At 38.0% G+C, this 19,051-nt stretch carries 16 protein-coding genes and 1 rRNA gene; 7 read left to right on the forward strand and 10 right to left on the reverse strand.

Annotated elements, in window-relative coordinates; translation table 11 throughout:
• Positions 1-519: 519 nt before the first annotated feature.
• On the forward strand, positions 520-1,866 hold the full coding sequence (gene astB, locus H5092_RS09555; RefSeq protein ID WP_182719995.1) for an N-succinylarginine dihydrolase: 1,347 nt from the start codon (positions 520-522) through the stop codon (positions 1,864-1,866).
• Positions 1,867-1,953: 87 nt separating this feature from the next.
• Here astB and H5092_RS09560 read toward each other — a convergent pair whose 3' ends face one another.
• Entirely contained in the window at positions 1,954-2,808 is an 855-nt protein-coding gene (locus H5092_RS09560) for a mechanosensitive ion channel family protein (RefSeq protein ID WP_182733407.1), read from the reverse strand.
• 275 nt (positions 2,809-3,083) lie between these two features.
• Between H5092_RS09560 and H5092_RS09565 the strand changes: the two genes are divergently transcribed.
• Both H5092_RS09565 and H5092_RS09570 read left to right on the forward strand, forming a co-directional pair.
• Entirely contained in the window at positions 3,084-3,764 is a 681-nt protein-coding gene (locus H5092_RS09565; RefSeq protein ID WP_024597442.1) for an SDR family oxidoreductase, read from the forward strand.
• A gap of 48 nt (positions 3,765-3,812) precedes the next feature.
• Positions 3,813-4,493: an SDR family oxidoreductase gene (locus H5092_RS09570; RefSeq protein ID WP_024597443.1), complete on the forward strand. Its 681-nt coding sequence runs from the start codon at positions 3,813-3,815 to the stop codon at positions 4,491-4,493.
• Between the two features lie 129 nt (positions 4,494-4,622).
• Here H5092_RS09570 and H5092_RS09575 read toward each other — a convergent pair whose 3' ends face one another.
• The 3 genes from H5092_RS09575 to H5092_RS09585 form a co-directional block, all read right to left on the reverse strand.
• Positions 4,623-5,003, reverse strand: a complete 381-nt coding sequence (locus H5092_RS09575; RefSeq protein ID WP_182733408.1) for a VOC family protein — start codon at positions 5,001-5,003, stop codon at positions 4,623-4,625.
• A 419-nt stretch (positions 5,004-5,422) separates the two neighbouring features.
• Complete coding sequence (locus tag H5092_RS09580) at positions 5,423-5,881, reverse strand: hypothetical protein (RefSeq protein WP_182733409.1); 459 nt, start codon at positions 5,879-5,881, stop codon at positions 5,423-5,425.
• 93 nt (positions 5,882-5,974) lie between these two features.
• Entirely contained in the window at positions 5,975-6,418 is a 444-nt protein-coding gene (locus H5092_RS09585; protein ID WP_182733410.1) for a hypothetical protein, read from the reverse strand.
• 639 nt (positions 6,419-7,057) lie between these two features.
• On the opposite strand from H5092_RS09585, the gene H5092_RS09590 reads away from it, so the two are divergent.
• Complete coding sequence (locus H5092_RS09590; protein ID WP_182733411.1) at positions 7,058-8,371, forward strand: M20/M25/M40 family metallo-hydrolase; 1,314 nt, start codon at positions 7,058-7,060, stop codon at positions 8,369-8,371.
• Between the two features lie 64 nt (positions 8,372-8,435).
• Here the strand turns inward: H5092_RS09590 and H5092_RS09595 are convergent, their stop codons facing one another.
• The 4 genes from H5092_RS09595 to H5092_RS09610 all read right to left on the reverse strand — a co-directional run bounded on the left by H5092_RS09595 (position 8,436) and on the right by H5092_RS09610 (position 12,403).
• Complete coding sequence (locus H5092_RS09595) at positions 8,436-9,233, reverse strand: response regulator (protein WP_004334468.1); 798 nt, start codon at positions 9,231-9,233, stop codon at positions 8,436-8,438.
• Positions 9,234-9,354: 121 nt separating this feature from the next.
• Positions 9,355-10,071 (reverse strand): Sir2 family NAD-dependent protein deacetylase, encoded by a 717-nt coding sequence (locus H5092_RS09600; protein WP_024597449.1) that lies wholly within the window; start codon positions 10,069-10,071, stop codon positions 9,355-9,357.
• The gene (locus H5092_RS09605; protein ID WP_182733412.1) at positions 10,068-11,084 is read right to left on the reverse strand and encodes a kelch repeat-containing protein; all 1,017 of its coding nucleotides are present in this window, start codon (positions 11,082-11,084) and stop codon (positions 10,068-10,070) included. Before H5092_RS09605 ends, H5092_RS09600 begins: the two co-directional genes overlap by 4 nt.
• Before the next feature lie 443 nt (positions 11,085-11,527).
• Positions 11,528-12,403 (reverse strand): sensor domain-containing diguanylate cyclase, encoded by an 876-nt coding sequence (locus tag H5092_RS09610; protein WP_182733413.1) that lies wholly within the window; start codon positions 12,401-12,403, stop codon positions 11,528-11,530.
• A gap of 480 nt (positions 12,404-12,883) precedes the next feature.
• Between H5092_RS09610 and H5092_RS09615 the strand changes: the two genes are divergently transcribed.
• Genes H5092_RS09615 through H5092_RS09625 form a run of 3 tightly spaced genes read left to right on the forward strand, consistent with a single transcriptional unit; the run spans position 12,884 to position 17,504 of the window.
• A complete protein-coding gene (locus H5092_RS09615; protein ID WP_182733414.1) occupies positions 12,884-14,944 on the forward strand; it encodes a TonB-dependent receptor domain-containing protein in 2,061 nt (686 codons plus the stop codon).
• A gap of 9 nt (positions 14,945-14,953) precedes the next feature.
• Complete coding sequence (locus H5092_RS09620; RefSeq protein ID WP_182733415.1) at positions 14,954-15,481, forward strand: YfiR family protein; 528 nt, start codon at positions 14,954-14,956, stop codon at positions 15,479-15,481.
• A gap of 4 nt (positions 15,482-15,485) precedes the next feature.
• Positions 15,486-17,504, forward strand: a complete 2,019-nt coding sequence (locus tag H5092_RS09625; RefSeq protein WP_182733416.1) for a bifunctional diguanylate cyclase/phosphodiesterase — start codon at positions 15,486-15,488, stop codon at positions 17,502-17,504.
• Positions 17,505-17,596: 92 nt separating this feature from the next.
• Here H5092_RS09625 and H5092_RS09630 read toward each other — a convergent pair whose 3' ends face one another.
• Positions 17,597-18,232 (reverse strand): isoprenylcysteine carboxylmethyltransferase family protein, encoded by a 636-nt coding sequence (locus H5092_RS09630; protein WP_182733417.1) that lies wholly within the window; start codon positions 18,230-18,232, stop codon positions 17,597-17,599.
• A gap of 707 nt (positions 18,233-18,939) precedes the next feature.
• Positions 18,940-19,051, reverse strand: a 5S ribosomal RNA gene (rrf, locus tag H5092_RS09635); the annotation flags it as partial.

A 19,051-nucleotide genomic window follows, 5' to 3' on the forward strand; every position in this document is an offset into this window, starting at 1 on the left:
GCTTTGGTGCTAATCCTTAAGTATGTATTTACACTTAAATACTAAATACCTGATTTCTATTCATAAAATATTCAAGTTAATGTTGGCATACTTCTTCCAATAAACTGATGTGTTCAGTGAAAATACCAAGGAAAAACCATGTTCAACTTATACCATACCCTTTACCTTTTATGGCGTTTAGATATTAGCGTTTGGCAAGTTAATGATCCAACAAATACCCATACCACCGCTGATAAAGAGCGCGTCTATGTTAAGTAACATCGTATTGTGTAAAGGCTTGGCATAAAGCTTAAATGTAAAAACCTACTTTAGGCTAAGCTTTTGCACACTATGAAATTTATGTGTACATTTTAATTAAACTTCAAATTAATCGTTCAATATAAAAACAACCTCCTTGTAATAAACTCCACATTTAAAAACGTCGAAAAAATTAGTAAAAACACTGCGTTTATAACTTTGCAAGCAGCCCTAATGCGTTGTATTGTTGCATCCTATTGAAAATTTTTAGTTGGAACGTGTATGCACGCTTTGGAAGTTAATTTTGATGGCTTAGTTGGCCCTACTCACAACTACGCTGGTTTATCGTATGGTAATGTTGCCTCGTTAAATAATGCAGCAAGCTTTTCAAATCCTCAAGAGGCCGTGCTTCAAGGCCTTGAAAAAATGAAAGCGATGCACGACAAAGGCCTAACTCAAGGTGTATTTGCCCCTCATGCGCGCCCCGACTTAAACGTACTGCGCCGCTTAGGCTTTACCGGTAATGATGCACAAGTAATTCATAAAGCATTTAAAGCTGACCCAATTTTATTACGCGCGTGTTATTCAGCGTCTGCAATGTGGACTGCCAATGCCGCTACGGTATCGCCATCTCCTGATACAACCGACGGCAAAGTACATTTTACTTCAGCTAATTTAAATAATAAGTTTCATCGTTCATTAGAGCCTGCAACCACTACGCGCTTATTAAAAGCGATGTTTAATAACGACAAATACTTTGCGCACCATACCCATTTACCAGACCAAGGCTTTTTTGGCGACGAAGGTGCAGCAAACCATACTCGTTTTTGTGACAGCCACGGCGAGCAAGGCCTTGAAATGTTTGTATTTGGTGCCAGCGCGTTTAACAGCCAATTACCAAAACCAGCTAAATTTCCTGCAAGGCAAACTCTAGAAGCCTCAGAAGCAATTTGCCGTTTACATAACTTAAAAGATTCAAGCCAAATTTTACTACAGCAAAATCCAGACGTAATAGATCAAGGCGTGTTTCATAACGATGTAATTGCAGTAGGTAACGCCAACGTATTACTGTGCCACCAGCAAGCATTTTTAAACCAAGCACTGGCACTGCAAGATATTCGCGAAGCGTATGTAGGCAATAAAGAATTTTACATTATTGAAGTACCTACCGACAAAGTAAGTATTTCCGATGCTGTAAGTAGTTACTTATTTAATAGCCAGTTAGTGAGCCTTGAAGATGGTTCAATGCTGTTAGTGGCACCACAAGAGTGTAAACGCAACAGCGCGGTTAACGCCTACATTGAAGAAATGATTATGGCTGATAACCCAGTAAACCAAGTGCAGTTTTTTGATTTACGCCAAAGTATGCAAAATGGTGGCGGCCCAGCTTGCTTGCGTTTACGTGTAGCCCTTAACGAGCAAGAACTTGCTGCAGTAAACCCTGAGGTTATTTTAACTGATACTAAATACACACAACTGTGTGACTGGGCAAAACGTAACTACCGCGACAAATTAGGCGCAAGTGACTTTGCAGATTCAGCCCTACTCACCGAAAGCTACCAAGCACTTGATGAGCTAACGCAGCTACTTAATTTAGGCTCAGTGTACGACTTTCAATTAGAAGGTTAATACCTTAGCCTACACAAAGGCTAATACAAAAATAGCGAGCAAAGGCTCGCTATTTTTATTCGTGTTTATGTTTATGTTAATACATATTTAAGCATCTTTGTTAACAGTTATTGCCGACGCCATCGACTCCGATAAATGCAGCGTACGCTGCGGAAACGGAATACTCAGCCCAGCGCCTTCAATTGCTTCTTTAACACGTTTATTTAAATCCCACACAGTTTGCCAATAATCACCATTAACAGCCCACGCACGTAATTGAATGTTCACTGCGCTTTCGCCTATTGATGTCACCATTACTTTAGGTGCAGGCTCTGCGAGTAATCGGCTCTCTGATGCGGCTAATTCTTTAAGTACATTTAAGGCAACGTCAATAGAGTCGGCATACGAAATACCCACCACTATATCCATTCGTCTTTTGCCATTACGGGTAAAGTTTTTAATATTGCCACCCCACACTTTGCCGTTAGGCGATGCTATATAAAGACCGTCGGTGGTTTTAAAAATAGTGGTAAACAAGTTTATTTCACTCACAGTACCAAGCGTGCCACTGGCATCAACAAAGTCGCCTATTTTAAAAGGTCTGAGTATTAGCAGCATAATACCCGCAGCAATATTGCTCAGCGTATTTTTAAGGGCTAAACCAATCGCTAAACCAGCAGCACCCATTAGCGCAATTAAGCTTGCCGTATTAACGCCAAAAATATCTAAAATAAATAGCCCACCAATTATATAAACTAAATAACCAGCAATACTCGATAAAAGAGGAAGCAGCGTACTATCCACTTTTTTTAATGGCGATTTAGAGTTTTTAATCGCTTTTTTAACCGAGCGTGCAATTAAGGCACTCGCAATTAAAATCACCAACGCTAAAATCACTTTGTATCCTAAAGTGATGATTGTTTCTGAATGGCTTTGCCAAAACGCTAAAAGTTTATCTTTCATGTTTGTTCCGATAAATGTGGCTGAAACTCAGCAAAATAATGGTTAAATCTAATAAAAACCGACTTCAAAAGAAGTGGCGCGAGTATATAGAATAAAAAATTTAAACCTATCTTTTTTAATCACTTATTTCAACTTTAAAAATACCGTTAAAACTATGGTTTTTGATACGTAGAGCCCACCTATTTACGGCTAATTTATAGCGCCTATTCAATATAGGTTAATCGTTTATTGGTATGGTTATTTTAAGCTTTCAAGGTTCACAAAAGAGGTTATCTATGGGAAAAGAGAAAATTGTACTCATAACCGGCGCTTCAAGTGGTATTGGCGAAGCAACCGCAAAAATGCTGGTTAACAATGGTCATAAAGTAATACTTACCGCTAGACGCGAAGATAAATTAACTGAATTAGTCGAGTCATTGGGCTCAGATAACGCCATTAGCGTAGCCGCAGATGCAACCGACTTTACCGCGCTTGAAAACGTAGTTGCTAAAGGCATTGAAAAATTTGGTCGTTTAGATGTTGCCTTTGCTAATGCAGGTAAAGGGCTAGACACTTTAGGGGTTGAAGAAGGCGACCCCAATGAGTGGTCAACCATGATCGACATAAACATTAAAGCCCTACTGTGGACTGCAAAACTAACAATGCCGCATTTACGCCAAAGCAAAGGACACTTTATTATTACTAGCTCAGCAACTGGTCGCAGAGCTGTTAAAGGCTCTATATACGGTGCAAGCAAATGGTTTACTTATGGTTTTTCTCAAAACCTAGCACAAGAAATTAGTGAATGGGATGGGCGTTGTACAACCATCACCCCTGGCGCTGTAAATACCCCTTTTACTGATGAAGCAAGACCTGACAAGTTATACCCGCAAGATGTTGCCGATGCTGTGCTATTTGCCATTGAGGCAAATCAGCGTAATAACATCAGAGAAATACATTTAAGACCCACTCATTAGTAAAACTATTCTCATAATTTTGAATATGTAAACATAGGAGAAATAATCATGGCGAAAGAAAAAATAGTCCTCATTACAGGTGCTTCAAGCGGTATTGGCGAAGCAACCGCAAAAACGCTGGTTAACAATGGCCACAAAGTCATTTTAACCGCCAGAAGCGAAGACAAATTAACTAAATTAGTTGAATCATTAGGCTCAAATAACGCACTTAGCGTAGCTGCAGATGCCACAGACTTTACCGCACTTGAAAACGTAGTAACAAAAGGCATTGAAAAGTTTGGCCGTTTGGATGTAGCCTTTGCTAACGCAGGCATGGGCGTTTCAACCGCGGGCACCGAAAAAGGCGATCCGGATGAGTGGTCAACCATGATCGACATAAACATTAAAGCCCTACTGTGGACTGCAAAACTAACACTGCCGCATTTACGCCAAAATAAAGGTCACTTTATATTAACCAGCTCTGCTGCTGGCCGTAAGCCAATTGGCGGCTCTATTTACGGTGCAACTAAATGGTTTGCTTATGGCTTTGGACAAAACTTAGCTGAGGAAATGAGTGAGTGGAATGGCCGCTGTACCACCATAGCACCAGGTATGGTAAACACCCCGTTTTTTGATGAGGCAAAACCCGATAAACTCGACCCACAAGATGTAGCCGACGCCGTATTGTTTGCAATAGAAGCAAACCAGCGCAACAGCGTACGCGAAATTTATTTAATGCCAACTAATTAACGTTGATTGGTTGAGTTTGAGCTGTCAGGTTTAATGCCAATGGCGTTAAACCTGATGGTTGATTGTATTTTGAGGTTAGATTTTAATAGCGTAAAGTTGAACACTGCATAATTAAAGATCTGATTTGTATTAGCTGCGTACTTCTACACGCCAAGGTGGGTTAACTCTATTAACACCCGCCCAATATAGCTTAATTTTATGACCTGACGGATCATGCAGTACGGCCTCTCGCCATAAATAACTTTGGTCTGTAGGTTCTTGCACAAATACAAAACCTTTAACTTTTAAAGCCTCAACCAGTTCATCTAATTGTTCATGTTCAAAATATATTACCGTGCCACAATCAAACTCACCTCGATCTAAAGACAATGAGAAAGTTGAATCCCTATCTGGGCATTCAAAGCGAGCATAATGTGGGGTATCTACAATTTGAGTAAAACCTAAGTCGCGATAAAATTTAGTCGAAATTTCCATATCTGTAACGGGTAATGTAATTTGATTTAAGTTCATTTAACTTCCCTGTAAAAGTTGAAGTAGGCAATTATGCTAGTAGCTTTTGCCCTGCCATGTAATATTTTGCTTTTTATACAAACAAAAGCCTGAAACTTAGCCTATCAAAGTGAACACTATAAGTGGGTAATAGTTTAATGGGTTTTATTATGGATCACTCACTACAATGTATTCTCCATTGGAGCGATGCCTTTTTGAACTTACCTTCTCGATATTCTTTTGCCAACGGATGAATATTAAGCGCCTAGATAACATCCTTTTACATGCAACATTCGTAAGCCTAGTTCGACTACTTTGATTTTTAACTAACTGGGTAAAACCTTTTTTTAGGTCAGGTATATTCACAATATTCTAGCCTCCTCAGAGTGATGAGGAGTTCACTAACGCGGGTGAAGAGCAACGTCCTTTGCAAGTTTTTGTTATAGGTTATCCCAATCACTTTGTATATTAGCTGCTAGCTTATCAAAATTTTTTAAATTTAAATCTTTTAACAGTACCTTTACAGTCATAATTGCTTTTTCTAGATTTTCATACTCATCGTGCTCATGCTCTATCAGAGTATCGATAACAGATTTTATCAACTCGTCCCACGTATACCGGTTTGATACTTCACCGTCCTCTATATCAAAGGTAAAAAAGTCTTTTCTATTTACATCGTATGCATACTGCATATAGCCACCAGCGCCTTCCCAAAGAGGTAAAATATTACCTAGCCTATATGCTTCTTGCTCTTCATTATTTAGGTAATAAAGAGTTGAACACCCAAAATATATGTCTAGTGGTGAATTAAGTTTTCCATCTATTACATCAACAAAGAACTTTGGAAACTTAAGTTCTCTAATTAATTCTTTTGCTTTTTCCCGAGGAAGATAATTCATAGTATTTTGACTCATACGTCCCATTAAGAGGCAAATAATCGCTGGCTAAAATTAAACGACGAAGGAGCAAAAGCCAACCGTATTTTGTCCTGGTTAAACAGTTTTTATGTATTCACAGCACGACTGAAATTTGAAGTCTTCGTTTTCACCTACACCTTCATTTTCGAATTCAATTAAAATGTTACCTGAAACATCGAAATAACCATCACTATTCTTTACGATAGTTAACTCTTTAACGTCACACCAGTTATGAGCATATCCAATGTAAACGGAACCTTGAGCTTCTGGGTATTTTGAATGGCTTAAATTTAATCCGTCTAATTTTGAAGGTTCTGATATATCCAGTTTATACCAATCCAATAAGATTTCTGTTCTAGTCGGTTGCTCATTAAAGTCGAGATCTGAGTCAAATACTTCAAGAGGAAGTGTAACTCGGTGAAAAAGAGTATTAGATAAACCCATAGTTTCATTTTCAAACCAATATGATTCGATAACACCTTTCTTTACTTGAGTTTTATTTTGTAGTCCAATTTTCACCAGAACCTTCCTTGAAACATAACAATTTAGTCTACGGCATTTGTCGTTTTACAAACTGACAAATATTCCAATGACTCCACCATAACTATAAAATAAATTAGTGTAAACAATTAGTTAATTTCGCATTGCCTGCCCTAAATGTAGAAAACCCCCAAAATGATGGAGATCAGTAATACCAGACAAATCGTTGTTTATTTATACAGCTTGATTATTAGTTAAAAGGTTATATTTTAAATATCTGTGTTTAAACCAACAACGCGCTCCCCCTATAACCCTTAACCTTGTAGCTCATTATTATTTATATAAACCACGCCTATTGAATACTCTGTATTTTTACTTCATATTGGGGCGTGTTGACCTTTGCGGATTGAAATTTGTTCAATCTAGGGGCGATTAAATCGCGGCGCGAGGTTTGTAACCTAGTGGGCTAAGTAAAAACCGAGCAACAAAGAGTTTATCGTCCCTAGAAAGAATCCAACGGGCAGCGCATGTTTGGCATTTATGCTACGTTATCGCCTATTTATGGGGAGTAACCACACTACATAGGCTCTGCCTTGCCTAAAAACCAAACACACTGCTGCAAATTCAACCATCAAAGATAAACACGCCCTAACTCTTTTCTTCAATTATGAGGCTGTTATGTCATTTTTAAAATTTAGCCATGCACTTATCCTTACACTTGCTAGTACCCTACCACTTACAAGCCATGCGGCGCTTGATAAAAATGAGCGTGAAATAGTAAAACAGGTCGATAAAAACATTCCCCAAGCACTTAAAGAAATAGAGCAAGCCGTAAATACTAATAGCGGATCGCTTAATATTGAAGGTGTAAAAAAAGTAGGCGCGCTGACAAGCGAGCAACTTAAGGCCATTGGTTTTAAAGTAGAATGGCTGGATGGCAGTGCGTTTAACCGCGCAGGACATGTACTGGCAACCCATGAGAGTAAAAACCCCGATGCAATAAAAATACTGATGATCGGCCATCTAGATACGGTATTTGCCAAAAACGATAACTTTACTACCTACAAACAACTTGATGCCGATACAGCCAGTGGCCCAGGCGTTGCCGATATGAAAGGCGGTAACACGATAATAATTACCGCACTTAAAAGCTTACAAGCCCTTAATTTACTCGAAAATGTAAGCATAAAAGTATTGCTGACTGGCGATGAAGAAAGCAGCGGTCGCCCGCTTAGCTTATCTAAACAAGCTATTGTTGATGCAGCAATTTGGGCTGACGTAGCGCTTGGTTATGAAAATGGCGATAACAATATAAAAACAGCTATGGCGGCGCGCCGTGGTTATACCGGTTGGACGCTAAATGTAACGGCAAATGCAGCGCATTCGTCACAAATATTTAGCGAAAGCGTTGGATATGGCGCTATTTACGAAGCATCACGCATTTTAAATGATTTTAGAGAGCAACTTGCCACGCAACCTAATTTAACATTTAACCCAGGGCTTATTGTGGGCGGTACAAATGCCGATTACGACAGTGCTAATTCGTCAGCAACGTCATTTGGTAAAAGTAATGTAATAGCACAAACCGTGCATGTTGCAGGTGATTTACGCGCACTTTCGCCAAAGCAGGTAGAAAGCGCTAAAAGGGTTATGCTACAAATTGTGGCTAAAAACTTAGATGGCAGTAAAGCAGAGCTTATTTTTGAAGACGGTTACCCGCCAATGGCATTAACTGATGGCAATAAAAAGCTATTAGAATTATACAGCGACGCAAGCCACGACTTAGGCTTCAACAAAGTAGTAGCCGCCAATCCACGCAATGCAGGTGCGGCTGATATTTCGTTTGCGGCAAATCATGTTGATATGGCACTTGATGGTTTAGGTTTGATGGGCAGCGGCGCGCACACTAAAAACGAAACAGCCGATTTAACCAGCCTTGATAAAAACATTAAAAAAACTGCATTACTCATTTATAGATTAGGAAAACTGTAATAGTAAATGTATTTTAAAGATGAGCGTAGGCCAAATAATAACCGTCCTACGCTTGTACTTACTTTTAAGACATTATTTTATACAGTAATTCTCGCACTGTGGCCGGTTCAAACGGTTTATCACAAATAGCATCAACTCCCGCTTGAGCAATATTAGCTAGGTGAGTGTCGTTTGCCTCTGAGCTCACCATTAAAATAGGAATATGTGAGTAGCTATTTGAGCTTCTAACGGCTTCTGTTAGTTCTCGCCCGTCCATTTCTGGCATGTTGTAGTCGGTTACTATTAAGTCAAACGGTTGGTTATTCAAGTGCTCAATAGCTTCTTTACCGTTTTCAGCTTCTATTGGTGCAGGTATTCCCATCCCTGCAAGTACACGTATTATGTGTTTACGCGCAAAGCGGCTGTCGTCTACCACTAAAACTCGCAGCAACGTTACGTCAAAATGATCAAGTTCTACTTCTTCTTCGCTTATAATATCAAGGGTTGCTTTGAGTGCGCGGGTAATGGCTTTTGCGCTAAAAGGCTTAGGCAAAATAGCCAGCACACCCGATTGGCGTAATTGCTCAAGGTATTTTTTATTACGCTCGCTCGATATAAGCATAAAAGGTTGATGCTCGGTGATAGGGTTTGATCTTATTTCTTGCAATAGTGAGTCGGCTGTCCCGTCAGATAAATACATAGAGCTTATAACTAGATCAGGGTGATAACTTGCTAATAAGCTAAGCGCTTGTGTTTGTGTAGATGCAGTTTCAACTTGTTTTACACCACTTTCTAAAAGCGATTTTATTATTATTTTTTGCTGAACCTCTGAAGGCTCTACAAGTAAAATGGACAAGTTTGCTATTGCAGTTAAGTCGCTCATTCAGATCTCTTTAGTATTGTTATAATCAGGATAATAATAACATTTTTGACTCGTTAATATTATATAAAGAGATTTTAATATTTAAGAAAACATTACCAACCCCTTTAAAATATAGCACTTATTAATTAGATTGAATGTAATCTAATGCATTCATTTTTTTATATGTGACGTTAGCGTGCAAAATATGTGCAGGTTCAGGGTCAACCACTTCAACAGGAATGTCGTAATTTCGGGCTATTTCAATTGCCATTTGCGTAATATTGACGCTAAACGAGGTGCCCATAAATACAATTTTATCGGCGTTGAGCATACGCTGTTGTGCTTGTGTTATTCTGTAAAGCTCGGTGTAGTATTCGTCAAATAATAAAACAAAGGGCTTAAATGAATGGTTTAGCTCAGGCGTTTGGTTTTGAATATTAAATAGCTCAAAAAGAGACTCTTGCAGGCGGCTTTCGTCTACGCTATCCCACGGGGTGGCAAGTGGCGTGACAGGCTCACCTTGCTCATGAAATAAGGTCATTTGATCAAGCCTGCCGTGTATCGCTATGTAATTTTTGTTACCTGCTTTACCATCAAGCCCATCTATGTTTTGAGTAATTAGGTTTTTGTCACTTAGCCAATGGTGTACGTCGTTTGGGCCATGGTTGCGATACGTTGCAAAGCGATGGTAATACCATGCTAAAAACTCTTTTGGGGCGTTTTGGTACATTGCGCGCGTTGCCATTTCCATAGGCGTATAATTTTTACTGCCAATGGTCCAATAACCATCCTCCCCTCTAAAGGTGGGAATACCACTGGCTGCGCTGACTCCCGCTCCTGTAATGTAAAGAGTGTTCACTTTTCAACCTCGTAACCGAGTACGTTAGCGCTTACTTGCTGACTGTTATCAATGCCGCCAATTCGATATAAAACCCCACTGTGCTCAAGTAAACCACGATGATCCATACTTTTTACTTTAGCCGATGATAAAATCTGCCATTCGTTTTTTTCGATACTAAAGCGCCAAACATGGTCACCTGCTGGTGCAGGTTTGCCGTCGTAACCTATTGCGCTGTAGTTATATGGGTTATTAGAGCCTGCCAACATATAAATATTGCCATTATAGCTGGTGGCTGCCATTCGGTAGTGAGCAGTGCCTGTTGGATGTGGCAAGGTACGCCAATCTATTTTTTGTGGGTTAGTTGAATCTATTGTGCCTTTTAAGCACTGTGCTACACCTGCAAACGAGCGACGCGAATCAGGATTAGCTTGTGTTTTAACGCCATCACAAATAACAATGGTGTTACCACTAATAGCAGCGGCTTGGCCAAATACGGGCTCACCTAAAAATGGCGAGGCTTGTTGCCATGTATTATTTTGCGTGTCGTATACTTGTACTAAGTTTACGTTGCCGTCGTTATGCCAACCGCTAATTAGATAAATGTAACGCGCTTTGTAGCTCAGCGCTACGCTATCGTCTACGGGTACTGGCATGCTAGCAAGGTGAGTGTAGGTATCTTTTATTACGTCGTACCTATATACGTCGGGGCTTGAAACTTCAGTATGATCCTCTGCTACCGTATAACCGCCAAACACATAAGCGTACTCGCCTAAGCCGACTGCGGTGCTTGCTAAGCGCCCTTTTAATGGCAAGCTTGAAGGCACACCAGTTTTAGATTGCCACTGTGAATCGCCAACTTTAAGCGTCCACACTTTGTTATGCACTGACGAGTATTGTTTATCGCGCCCCAGCCCCATAAAGCTTAAAAAGTAGGGCTGGTTTTTTACAATAACTTTAGCCACAGCATTATTTGCAACAGGCTCAGGTAAAGCGGGAAGGCTTGCTAACGCAAGAGAAAAAAGAAGGCTCATAAGGCAAATAATTTAATAAGAATTAATACGCTCAGATTAAATTATTTTAGCCTTGTGAGCCAGTATTGTTATATCAAAATAATCAAACGTTTTTGATTAGTAATCATATTAGTAGGCAATACTAATATGCTGATTTACGTACACTCCTTTTTGCGCTTCATCAACCATTGCTGTTGCGTAATCAGTGACCGAAACTTTGCTTTCGCCTGCATCATTAGTAAAAAATGTATTACTGCCTATACGGTAATTGCCTTCATTATCACCCAGACATTACTTGTGCAGTTTATTTATCAAGGAACTACCTACAAACTGCTGTAAGAGCATTTATAGATTTTTAACGCAGCGCTGGAAAACCGCTATTAAAAATGTGGCGCTAAGTAATGTATTGTAGTTAAGGGCGTTGTGAAGATGAGCTGTCTAAGGTGGTAGTTCAGCATAATTTTTTAAGGTAAATAGGTTACGTTATCTAAGCCTTGTTGTTTATTTTTGTACATAGCTTGATCAGCATATTTTATAAGTTCGTGATCTGTTTGGCCGTGCTCTGGGTAGTTTGCAAAGCCAATACTGGGGGAAATATTTAGTAGTACGTCATCTAACTTAAAGACAGCTTTAAACTCAGTGAGGACTTTATTTTTTATTCTGACGGTTTCGTGGCTAGAACTTAAATTATCTAAAATAATTAAAAATTCGTCTCCACCTAAACGCCCTACTGTGTCGTAATGCCTAACCGACGCTGAAAGCCTTTTTGCTATAGCACATAAAAGCTTATCGCCAGTTTCGTGTCCGTGGGTGTCGTTTACTGCTTTAAAGCCATTTATGTCTATAAACAGTAAAGAAAAAAATGTGTTGTTTGTAGTTGCACTAATAATTACTTTTTCTAATCGCTCCATCAATAAAGAGCGATTAGGCAAACCAGTTAACACATCGTGCCGAGCCATGTAATGGAGCTGCTCTTCCATTACTTTTCGCTCAGTTATATCGTGCGCTACTGCAATTCTTACTTGATGTTGCTCTGACCAACGAACAGACCATAATATATGGACTAATTGACCATCTTTTCTCATCCAGCGGTTTTCAAAGCGAGGGTTTACCGTTTCGCCAGACAATAGCGAAGTTACGGCGTTATGCGTTTTGTAATGATCACCTTCGTAAACATAGTTAATCATCTTTTTGCCTACAACTTCGTCGGCCGTATAACCAAAAATTTGCTCAAATGCTGCGCTTACAAAAACAAATGTGCCTTGTTTATCTACCACACAAACGGCATCAAGCATTAAATCGAGTACTTCTTCTACTTTAATTAATTCATTTTTTATCATACTTTGGTGCCTTTAAAGCAAAACCAAGCAAATTTAAGTATTCTATATAGCTTTAACAAAAGCAAAGATAATTAAACCACAATCGCAGATAACACAGGGCTAGGTATAAATTGTGCCCATATAATTAATATTGCTTTGAGAAGCATGACACGAAAAAGTTAAGATTAAATATTTAATAACCATAAATACTTTGAAGTTATTCTGAAATAGACTAAATTTTAAGTCGTATATAAACATATAACTATCAGCTATTTACATTTTACTGACTCTTTAATAAATATACTTATAAAGTTCATTTAACTATATTTTTACAGTTCAATTGGGCGAAATTAGACCTTTTAACTACTACAAAATTAGCTACCTTGATTTAATCTCATTTATGCTTTTACACTGTTAATGTATGTTAATATTGTGTGATATCACATGTATTACAAAAACAGTCATTGTTTTTGATTTTTTGATTGCGCAGGAGACTTTCGGGTGAAAATATCACAACGTTTATTTTGGCCATTACTTTTTGTGTGCCCTCTTGTAACGGCTGAGCCGTTTGAAGATGAAGATCTCGATCTTGATGCCTTAATGGGTATGGATGTGCAAGTAACTTCCGCGATGAAAAGAGCACAGTCAGCTTTCGATACAGCCTCATCAATTTATGTGCTTAGCAAAGAGCAAATAACAAAGTCTGGAGCAACCTCAGTTCCCGAAGCCCTTAAAATGGTACCTGGTTTAATTGTACGTCAGCTTGATAACAATCAATGGGCTATTTCTTCAAGAGGTATTGCTTCTCGTTTTTCAAGCAAACTGTTAGTAATGATTGACGGGCAAAGTTTATATACACCTAAATTTGCCGCAGTCTATTGGGAAACGCTAAATGTTCCTTTATACGATATTGAACGCATTGAAGTAATACGCGGGCAAGGCGGACTACTTTGGGGTAGTAATGCAAATAATGGCGTTATTAATATTATCACTAAAAATAGTATTGATACTCGCGGTGGATACGCAAATATAACCACAGGTAACCAAATAAATGCTGATGCAAACCTTCGCTATGGTGGTGATATAAGTAACAAAGGAAGTTACCGAGTTTACGGCCACTTAAAAGATGCCAATGAGTCAAAAAAAGGAATTTCACTCACTCCAAACGATACTTCCAAACAACACTCTTTAGGTTTTAGGGCTGACTTTACCCCTAGTGATGAGTGGTCAGCACTACTTCAAGGCGATATAACTCACTCAAAACTTGGCCAAAACTATCGAGGCGTTATAGATGAAACCAACGCAAACATTGCATTTTCGGATGATTTAAAACGAACAGACTCACGCATAATGGCAAGGCTAGAAAATAGAATGTCGCCAGATGCAAACCAGATGCTACAAGTTTCTTGGCTTAAACAAAATGGCTCTCAAAATTACATTAAAGAAGACTTTAAATCGATAGATATTGATTATCAGATGAACTTTATATATCAATCTCTACAACTAGATTGGGGCTTAAACTACCGATACAATTCTATATCTTTCGCTAAAAGCGTATTTTTAGATAGTGATAAAGACTTCGATAACCTCACACAATATGGCGCACTTGTCCAAGCTCAGTACAATGTGATTCCTGATACCCTTGACTTTATTATTGGTACTAAACTTGACCATAACGATCTAACCGGGTGGGAAAATCAACCATCAGCAAGACTTATTTATAAGCCAGCCGACAGCAACGTTGTATGGGGCGCTGTATCACGAAGTGTTCGAACCCCTACTCTAATTGAGTTTAACGATAACTTTAAAGTTAATGGTACAAAAGTAATAAACCTAGCCGGTATAAGCTCAGGCTTTGAACAAATAGACAACTATAGAATTCCAACATACCTAAATGGTAATGACAATGTTAAGTCAGAAAACTATCTATCGTATGAATTAGGCTACCGATTTACAACTAAAGACTGGTCGTTAGATTTATCGTCTTATTATACTGATGCTAAAAATGTAGCGGTTATTGATATGAATACTCATGCTGAGCAATTCACTCCCATACTCGATTTATTTCTAGCAGGGAGAATTCCAGAAGTCTTTCAAGCACTAACAATGACTCGCTTAGATTTAGACTTTGCATCTGTAGCAGACACAACTACTAAAGGGTTCGACCTAGTTGTATCATGGCAACTAGGTGATAATCTCAATACTGAGTTTGGTTATAGCTACACTGACTATAATTACGATTTACCTCCAAGAGTAGAACCTGCTATTGGCTATGACTCTAAAAACAGGCAGCTATTTGTAAAAACCGATTATACATTCTTAGCTGACCATAGTGTATTTGCGACTTTACGAGCAGTAAACTCAAATGCATATAACACCGATAATTACACAACGTTAGATATTAGTTGGAATTGGCAAGCTACTCCTGTGTGGTCTACTGCAATTTCAGGTAAAAACCTATTTGCAGGTTCACATATTGAGTACAACAATACGCGCGAAACCTATACATTACCGAACTATATTGATGAGTGTATTACATTCACTATTTCAGCAAATTTCTAAGTTAATTAGATGACTAAGTTAAGAAGTCTAATTCACAGTAGCTTAATAACATTGACACTTTTTAGTGCCAGCGTTAGCGCTGTTGAAAAAGAATACATGTTAAAAGCAGGCTTCTTATATAACTTTGCACGTTTTGGACACTGGGATTATCAGTTAGAATCCCTTAATGAATTTACTATTTGTAGCTCTGATAAATACTTTATTAATGTGGCTAATACCGCTTTAAAAAATCGTACGATAAAAAACTTACCTCTATACAACAAATTAATTACTCTTGATGAAGTCTCAATTTCTGCGTGTAACATGCTATTTATTACCTCGGATACATTTATCCAGTGGCAAAAAATGATGCCCTTAGAGCTAAAAAACATTATGGTCATCGGTGAAACAGACTTATTTATTGAAAATGGCGGCCATATCAAATTCTTTCTTTCGAGTGGAAAAATTCGCTTTGAAATTGCACCAAAGCAACTTAAAGATGCAGGCATTACTATGAGTTCAAAAGTACTACGCCTAGCCCGCGTTGTAGAAAGGTAATGTAATGAAAAAACTATTTTCACTCAATACAATAAGTAAAAAATTATTATTCATCTTAATGAGTGTAGCGCTCGTATCTACCGCAATAGTGACGATTGTATTTAGTGCTTATGAGATCAGTAGCGCTAAAGAGGAGCAAATAGAAAGCTTAGGTTCTCTGTCAAAAATGCTTTCACCCAATATAACTACTGCACTTATGTTTGACGATATAGACGCAGTACAAGAACTTATAAACCCAATTCTGATGCGTGCAGATGTCATTAGTATAATGGTAATGAGTACGACTGGTGAACAACTAGCTATTGCACACTCCGAAGATACACAAAAAGAACAAAGCATTGAAGTTCATACTTTGCTTCAACTTGATATGTATAATTATGGTGTATTAAAGATACGTGCTAACGACAGCTACATTAAAGAAAGAATCACTTTTTATACCAAGTTTATAATGATTCTGATGGCATTTACCTTTGCGATTAGCCTTATTTTGTCGCTTTTACTAAGACGTAAATTTTTAAACCCAATTTTATATTTAGCACAAACAGCCAGTAAAATAACAACATCACATGACTATAGTTTACGCGCAGAACAACTATCACAAGATGAAGTCGGACAGTTAACATCTTGTTTTAACGATATGTTATATAACATCGAAAAAAGAGAAAACTCATTAGAAAATCAAGTAAGGCTCCGCACTAACGAACTTGAAAGTGCAAATATTCAGTTGCAACAATATGCCTACCAGGACGGATTAACCGATTTGCCAAATAGACGGTATTTTTACGAGAAACTACAAGGCTTAGTAAGCGTTGAAGGAATGAAATTCGCCCTTATATTTATCGATTTAGATGGTTTTAAAGAGGTAAACGATAGCCTTGGCCATGACTACGGCGATTTACTATTACACCAAGTAGGAACCAGACTTCAAAGCTGTATAACAAGTAAAGATACAGTAGCTCGTTTAGGCGGAGACGAATTTACGTTGATTTTAGAGGGCGTAAGTAGTTCAGATGAGGCATCAAAAATTGCCGAAGTTGTAAAAAACAGCTTAATGCAAAGTATAAAAATAAAAAAAGAAACAGTGTATGTTACAGCAAGTATAGGTTTAACGTTTTTCCCTGCTGATGGCTTAACAGTAGAAGAGCTCGTTAAACGTGCTGATCAAGCAATGTACTTGTCTAAGAATAAAGGGCGTAATCGCTATGAGTTCTTTTCTTATGCTATTGAAGAAAAAGCTACAGAAAAGCGTCGTTTAATAGAAGAGATACGTATTGCAATCATTCAAAATCAATTTGAATTATATTACCAACCTATTTTTTCAATTGATGGAAAATCAGTACCAAAAGCTGAAGCCCTTATACGTTGGAATCACCCTACGCGAGGTCTAATAGGACCAAATGAGTTTATACCTGTAGCAGAAAAAAATGAATTAATAAACGGAATAGGGCAATGGGTTAAATCTCAAGCAATTCAAGATACCGTCCAATTTAATATTTTGAGTGAGAAAACGATTCAAATAAGTGTGAACACATCACCTCTTGAAATTGATCGTGCTGGTTGCTGGGTGGATGATTGGATTACCGCAAGCAAAAAATACCAACTTCCCGCAAATACTATTTTAATTGAAGTTACAGAAAATACATTAATGGACCCAGACTCCTCAATACAACAACAGTTAAAACGCTTAAGCACAATTAATATAGACATAGCCATTGACGACTTTGGTGTTGGATACTCTTCGCTTGCATATTTACAGCGCTTAGACATAGATATATTAAAAATAGATCGTTCATTCATTAAAGATATTGAATCAAATGATAATAGTATTGCTCTAGTTAAAGCTATTATTACCATGGCGCACAACCTAGATGTTATGGTTGTTGCTGAAGGCGTTGAGACACAAAAACAATACAACCTATTAAAGCATCTTGCTTGTGATTATATTCAGGGCTACTTCTTTTCAAAGGCTATTTCTAAAAAAGAGTTTATGGGAAAATACATAGAACAAAAAGAAGTGATCTAATTTTTGTCTATCGTGTGAACCTTTTACAATTCAACATAGAAAACCCCATAACTCTTAATTTACATTCAATATACTTATAGCCTTACCTCAAGCTATAACCAGCGAGGGACAAGTAATTTATACTCTTTATATTGTGTAGAAAAACGATGGGTCAAATGAGTTTCCTCAACTAAGGTTTGTCTATATATAGCAATTAAACCAACCACTAAGCAGATCAAACTAAATATACTAGGTAAGGCTAAAAAGAAACCTACTTGTGCTGCTACGATACCTAAATACATCGGATTTCTAGAATATTCATATAACCCAGAGGTTTTAAGCTCATGCGGTCCTTTAGGATCAATTCCTGATCGCCAAAGCTCAGACATATGGAAATGTACAAACATCGTCAAAATAAAACCCACACTTAATAAAATATCGCCAAACAATACTCCTGGCCAGCCATTAAATATCGAAAACAGACCCAAATAACTATCTAACTCAGGTACAAACACTCTCACTACACATACAAACCAAATAGCAGCTCTGAAAAACTTAAAAACCATATGGTTCCACCAACTAGAACAAAATTTATCTCCTGGATAAACAACGCCAGATGGTGTGTTTCTATTTTTATAAATAATTCTAAATGTATAAAACCCCGCAACAAAAGTATAAAAAATAGCTAAGTAAATACGTGTAAATTCAACTAGCGAAGTAGAGTCATCTAAAAATGTTTCATAGTGCATTTAGTTACAGCTCACAATCATTATTGGTGGTAATTTTAAAACAACTAACTCAAAAAATTCTAGTTATATAGTCATGAAATTATATTAGTATTCATTGCCTTTATAAACAAGTTAAGTCAGTAGTTTGTTAATGGCTAGTCATTAACTCATACCATTAATTTAAAAATAACTTTAATTTATGAGGATCTCATACTTTTTATGTAATACCAATCTGCTTATATATTTTATATCGATATTATTCACTCATATTTTCCTTTCTATAGGCGCAAAAAAGCCCAAATTGTTAGATACGGACTTTCTACAATGTGAAGTCGGTGCGCTACGCAATAGAAGCTATTATACACAACCGTAAAAGACAACAGTGAAATGCTACTCTCGCATCAGCGAGCACTTTAATACGTTAAATTAAGTGAATTATTTACTAAGAGGCGCTGTGCTATAGAGATGCTTCGCTATAGAGGAATACCTAAATCACTTTTCTAAGGACATAAAAAGGCCCGGTTCGTTAGATTCGGGCTTTCTACAATGCTAAGTCAGCGGCTACGAAATAGAACATCGCGGTGCCCACAGCGGTGGAGAGTCACGTAGAGAGTCGCTACGCCCTACTACGTGATGGGTGTTGATGTGTGTGTTAATTGCGCGCACTTTACTTTTCTGCAGACGTAAAAAAGCCCGAATCGTTAGATTCGGGCTTTCTACAATTTGAAGCCTGGTAATGTCCTACTTTCACATAGCAAATGCTACACTATCATCGGCGCTGTTTCGTTTCACTACTGAGTTCGGCATGGAGTCAGGTGGGTCCAAAACGCTATTGTCACC

Source organism: Pseudoalteromonas sp. SR41-7 (assembly GCF_014163935.1).
In the GTDB taxonomy this organism is placed as follows: Bacteria; Pseudomonadota; Gammaproteobacteria; order Enterobacterales; family Alteromonadaceae; genus Pseudoalteromonas; species Pseudoalteromonas distincta.

Excerpts from the sequence above, each read along its gene's own strand:
- astB (WP_182719995.1), top strand. The coding sequence starts at position 520 with ATGCACGCTTTGGAAGTTAATTTTGATGGCTTAGTTGGCCCTACTCAC.
- H5092_RS09560 (WP_182733407.1), bottom strand. The coding sequence starts at position 2,808 with ATGAAAGATAAACTTTTAGCGTTTTGGCAAAGCCATTCAGAAACAATC.
- H5092_RS09565 (WP_024597442.1), top strand. The coding sequence starts at position 3,084 with ATGGGAAAAGAGAAAATTGTACTCATAACCGGCGCTTCAAGTGGTATT.
- H5092_RS09570 (WP_024597443.1), top strand. The coding sequence starts at position 3,813 with ATGGCGAAAGAAAAAATAGTCCTCATTACAGGTGCTTCAAGCGGTATT.
- H5092_RS09575 (WP_182733408.1), bottom strand. The coding sequence starts at position 5,003 with ATGAACTTAAATCAAATTACATTACCCGTTACAGATATGGAAATTTCG.
- H5092_RS09580 (WP_182733409.1), bottom strand. The coding sequence starts at position 5,881 with ATGAATTATCTTCCTCGGGAAAAAGCAAAAGAATTAATTAGAGAACTT.
- H5092_RS09590 (WP_182733411.1), top strand. The coding sequence starts at position 7,058 with ATGTCATTTTTAAAATTTAGCCATGCACTTATCCTTACACTTGCTAGT.
- H5092_RS09595 (WP_004334468.1), bottom strand. The coding sequence starts at position 9,233 with ATGAGCGACTTAACTGCAATAGCAAACTTGTCCATTTTACTTGTAGAG.
- H5092_RS09605 (WP_182733412.1), bottom strand. The coding sequence starts at position 11,084 with ATGAGCCTTCTTTTTTCTCTTGCGTTAGCAAGCCTTCCCGCTTTACCT.
- H5092_RS09610 (WP_182733413.1), bottom strand. The coding sequence starts at position 12,403 with ATGATAAAAAATGAATTAATTAAAGTAGAAGAAGTACTCGATTTAATG.
- H5092_RS09620 (WP_182733415.1), top strand. The coding sequence starts at position 14,954 with ATGACTAAGTTAAGAAGTCTAATTCACAGTAGCTTAATAACATTGACA.
- H5092_RS09625 (WP_182733416.1), top strand. The coding sequence starts at position 15,486 with ATGAAAAAACTATTTTCACTCAATACAATAAGTAAAAAATTATTATTC.
- H5092_RS09630 (WP_182733417.1), bottom strand. The coding sequence starts at position 18,232 with ATGCACTATGAAACATTTTTAGATGACTCTACTTCGCTAGTTGAATTT.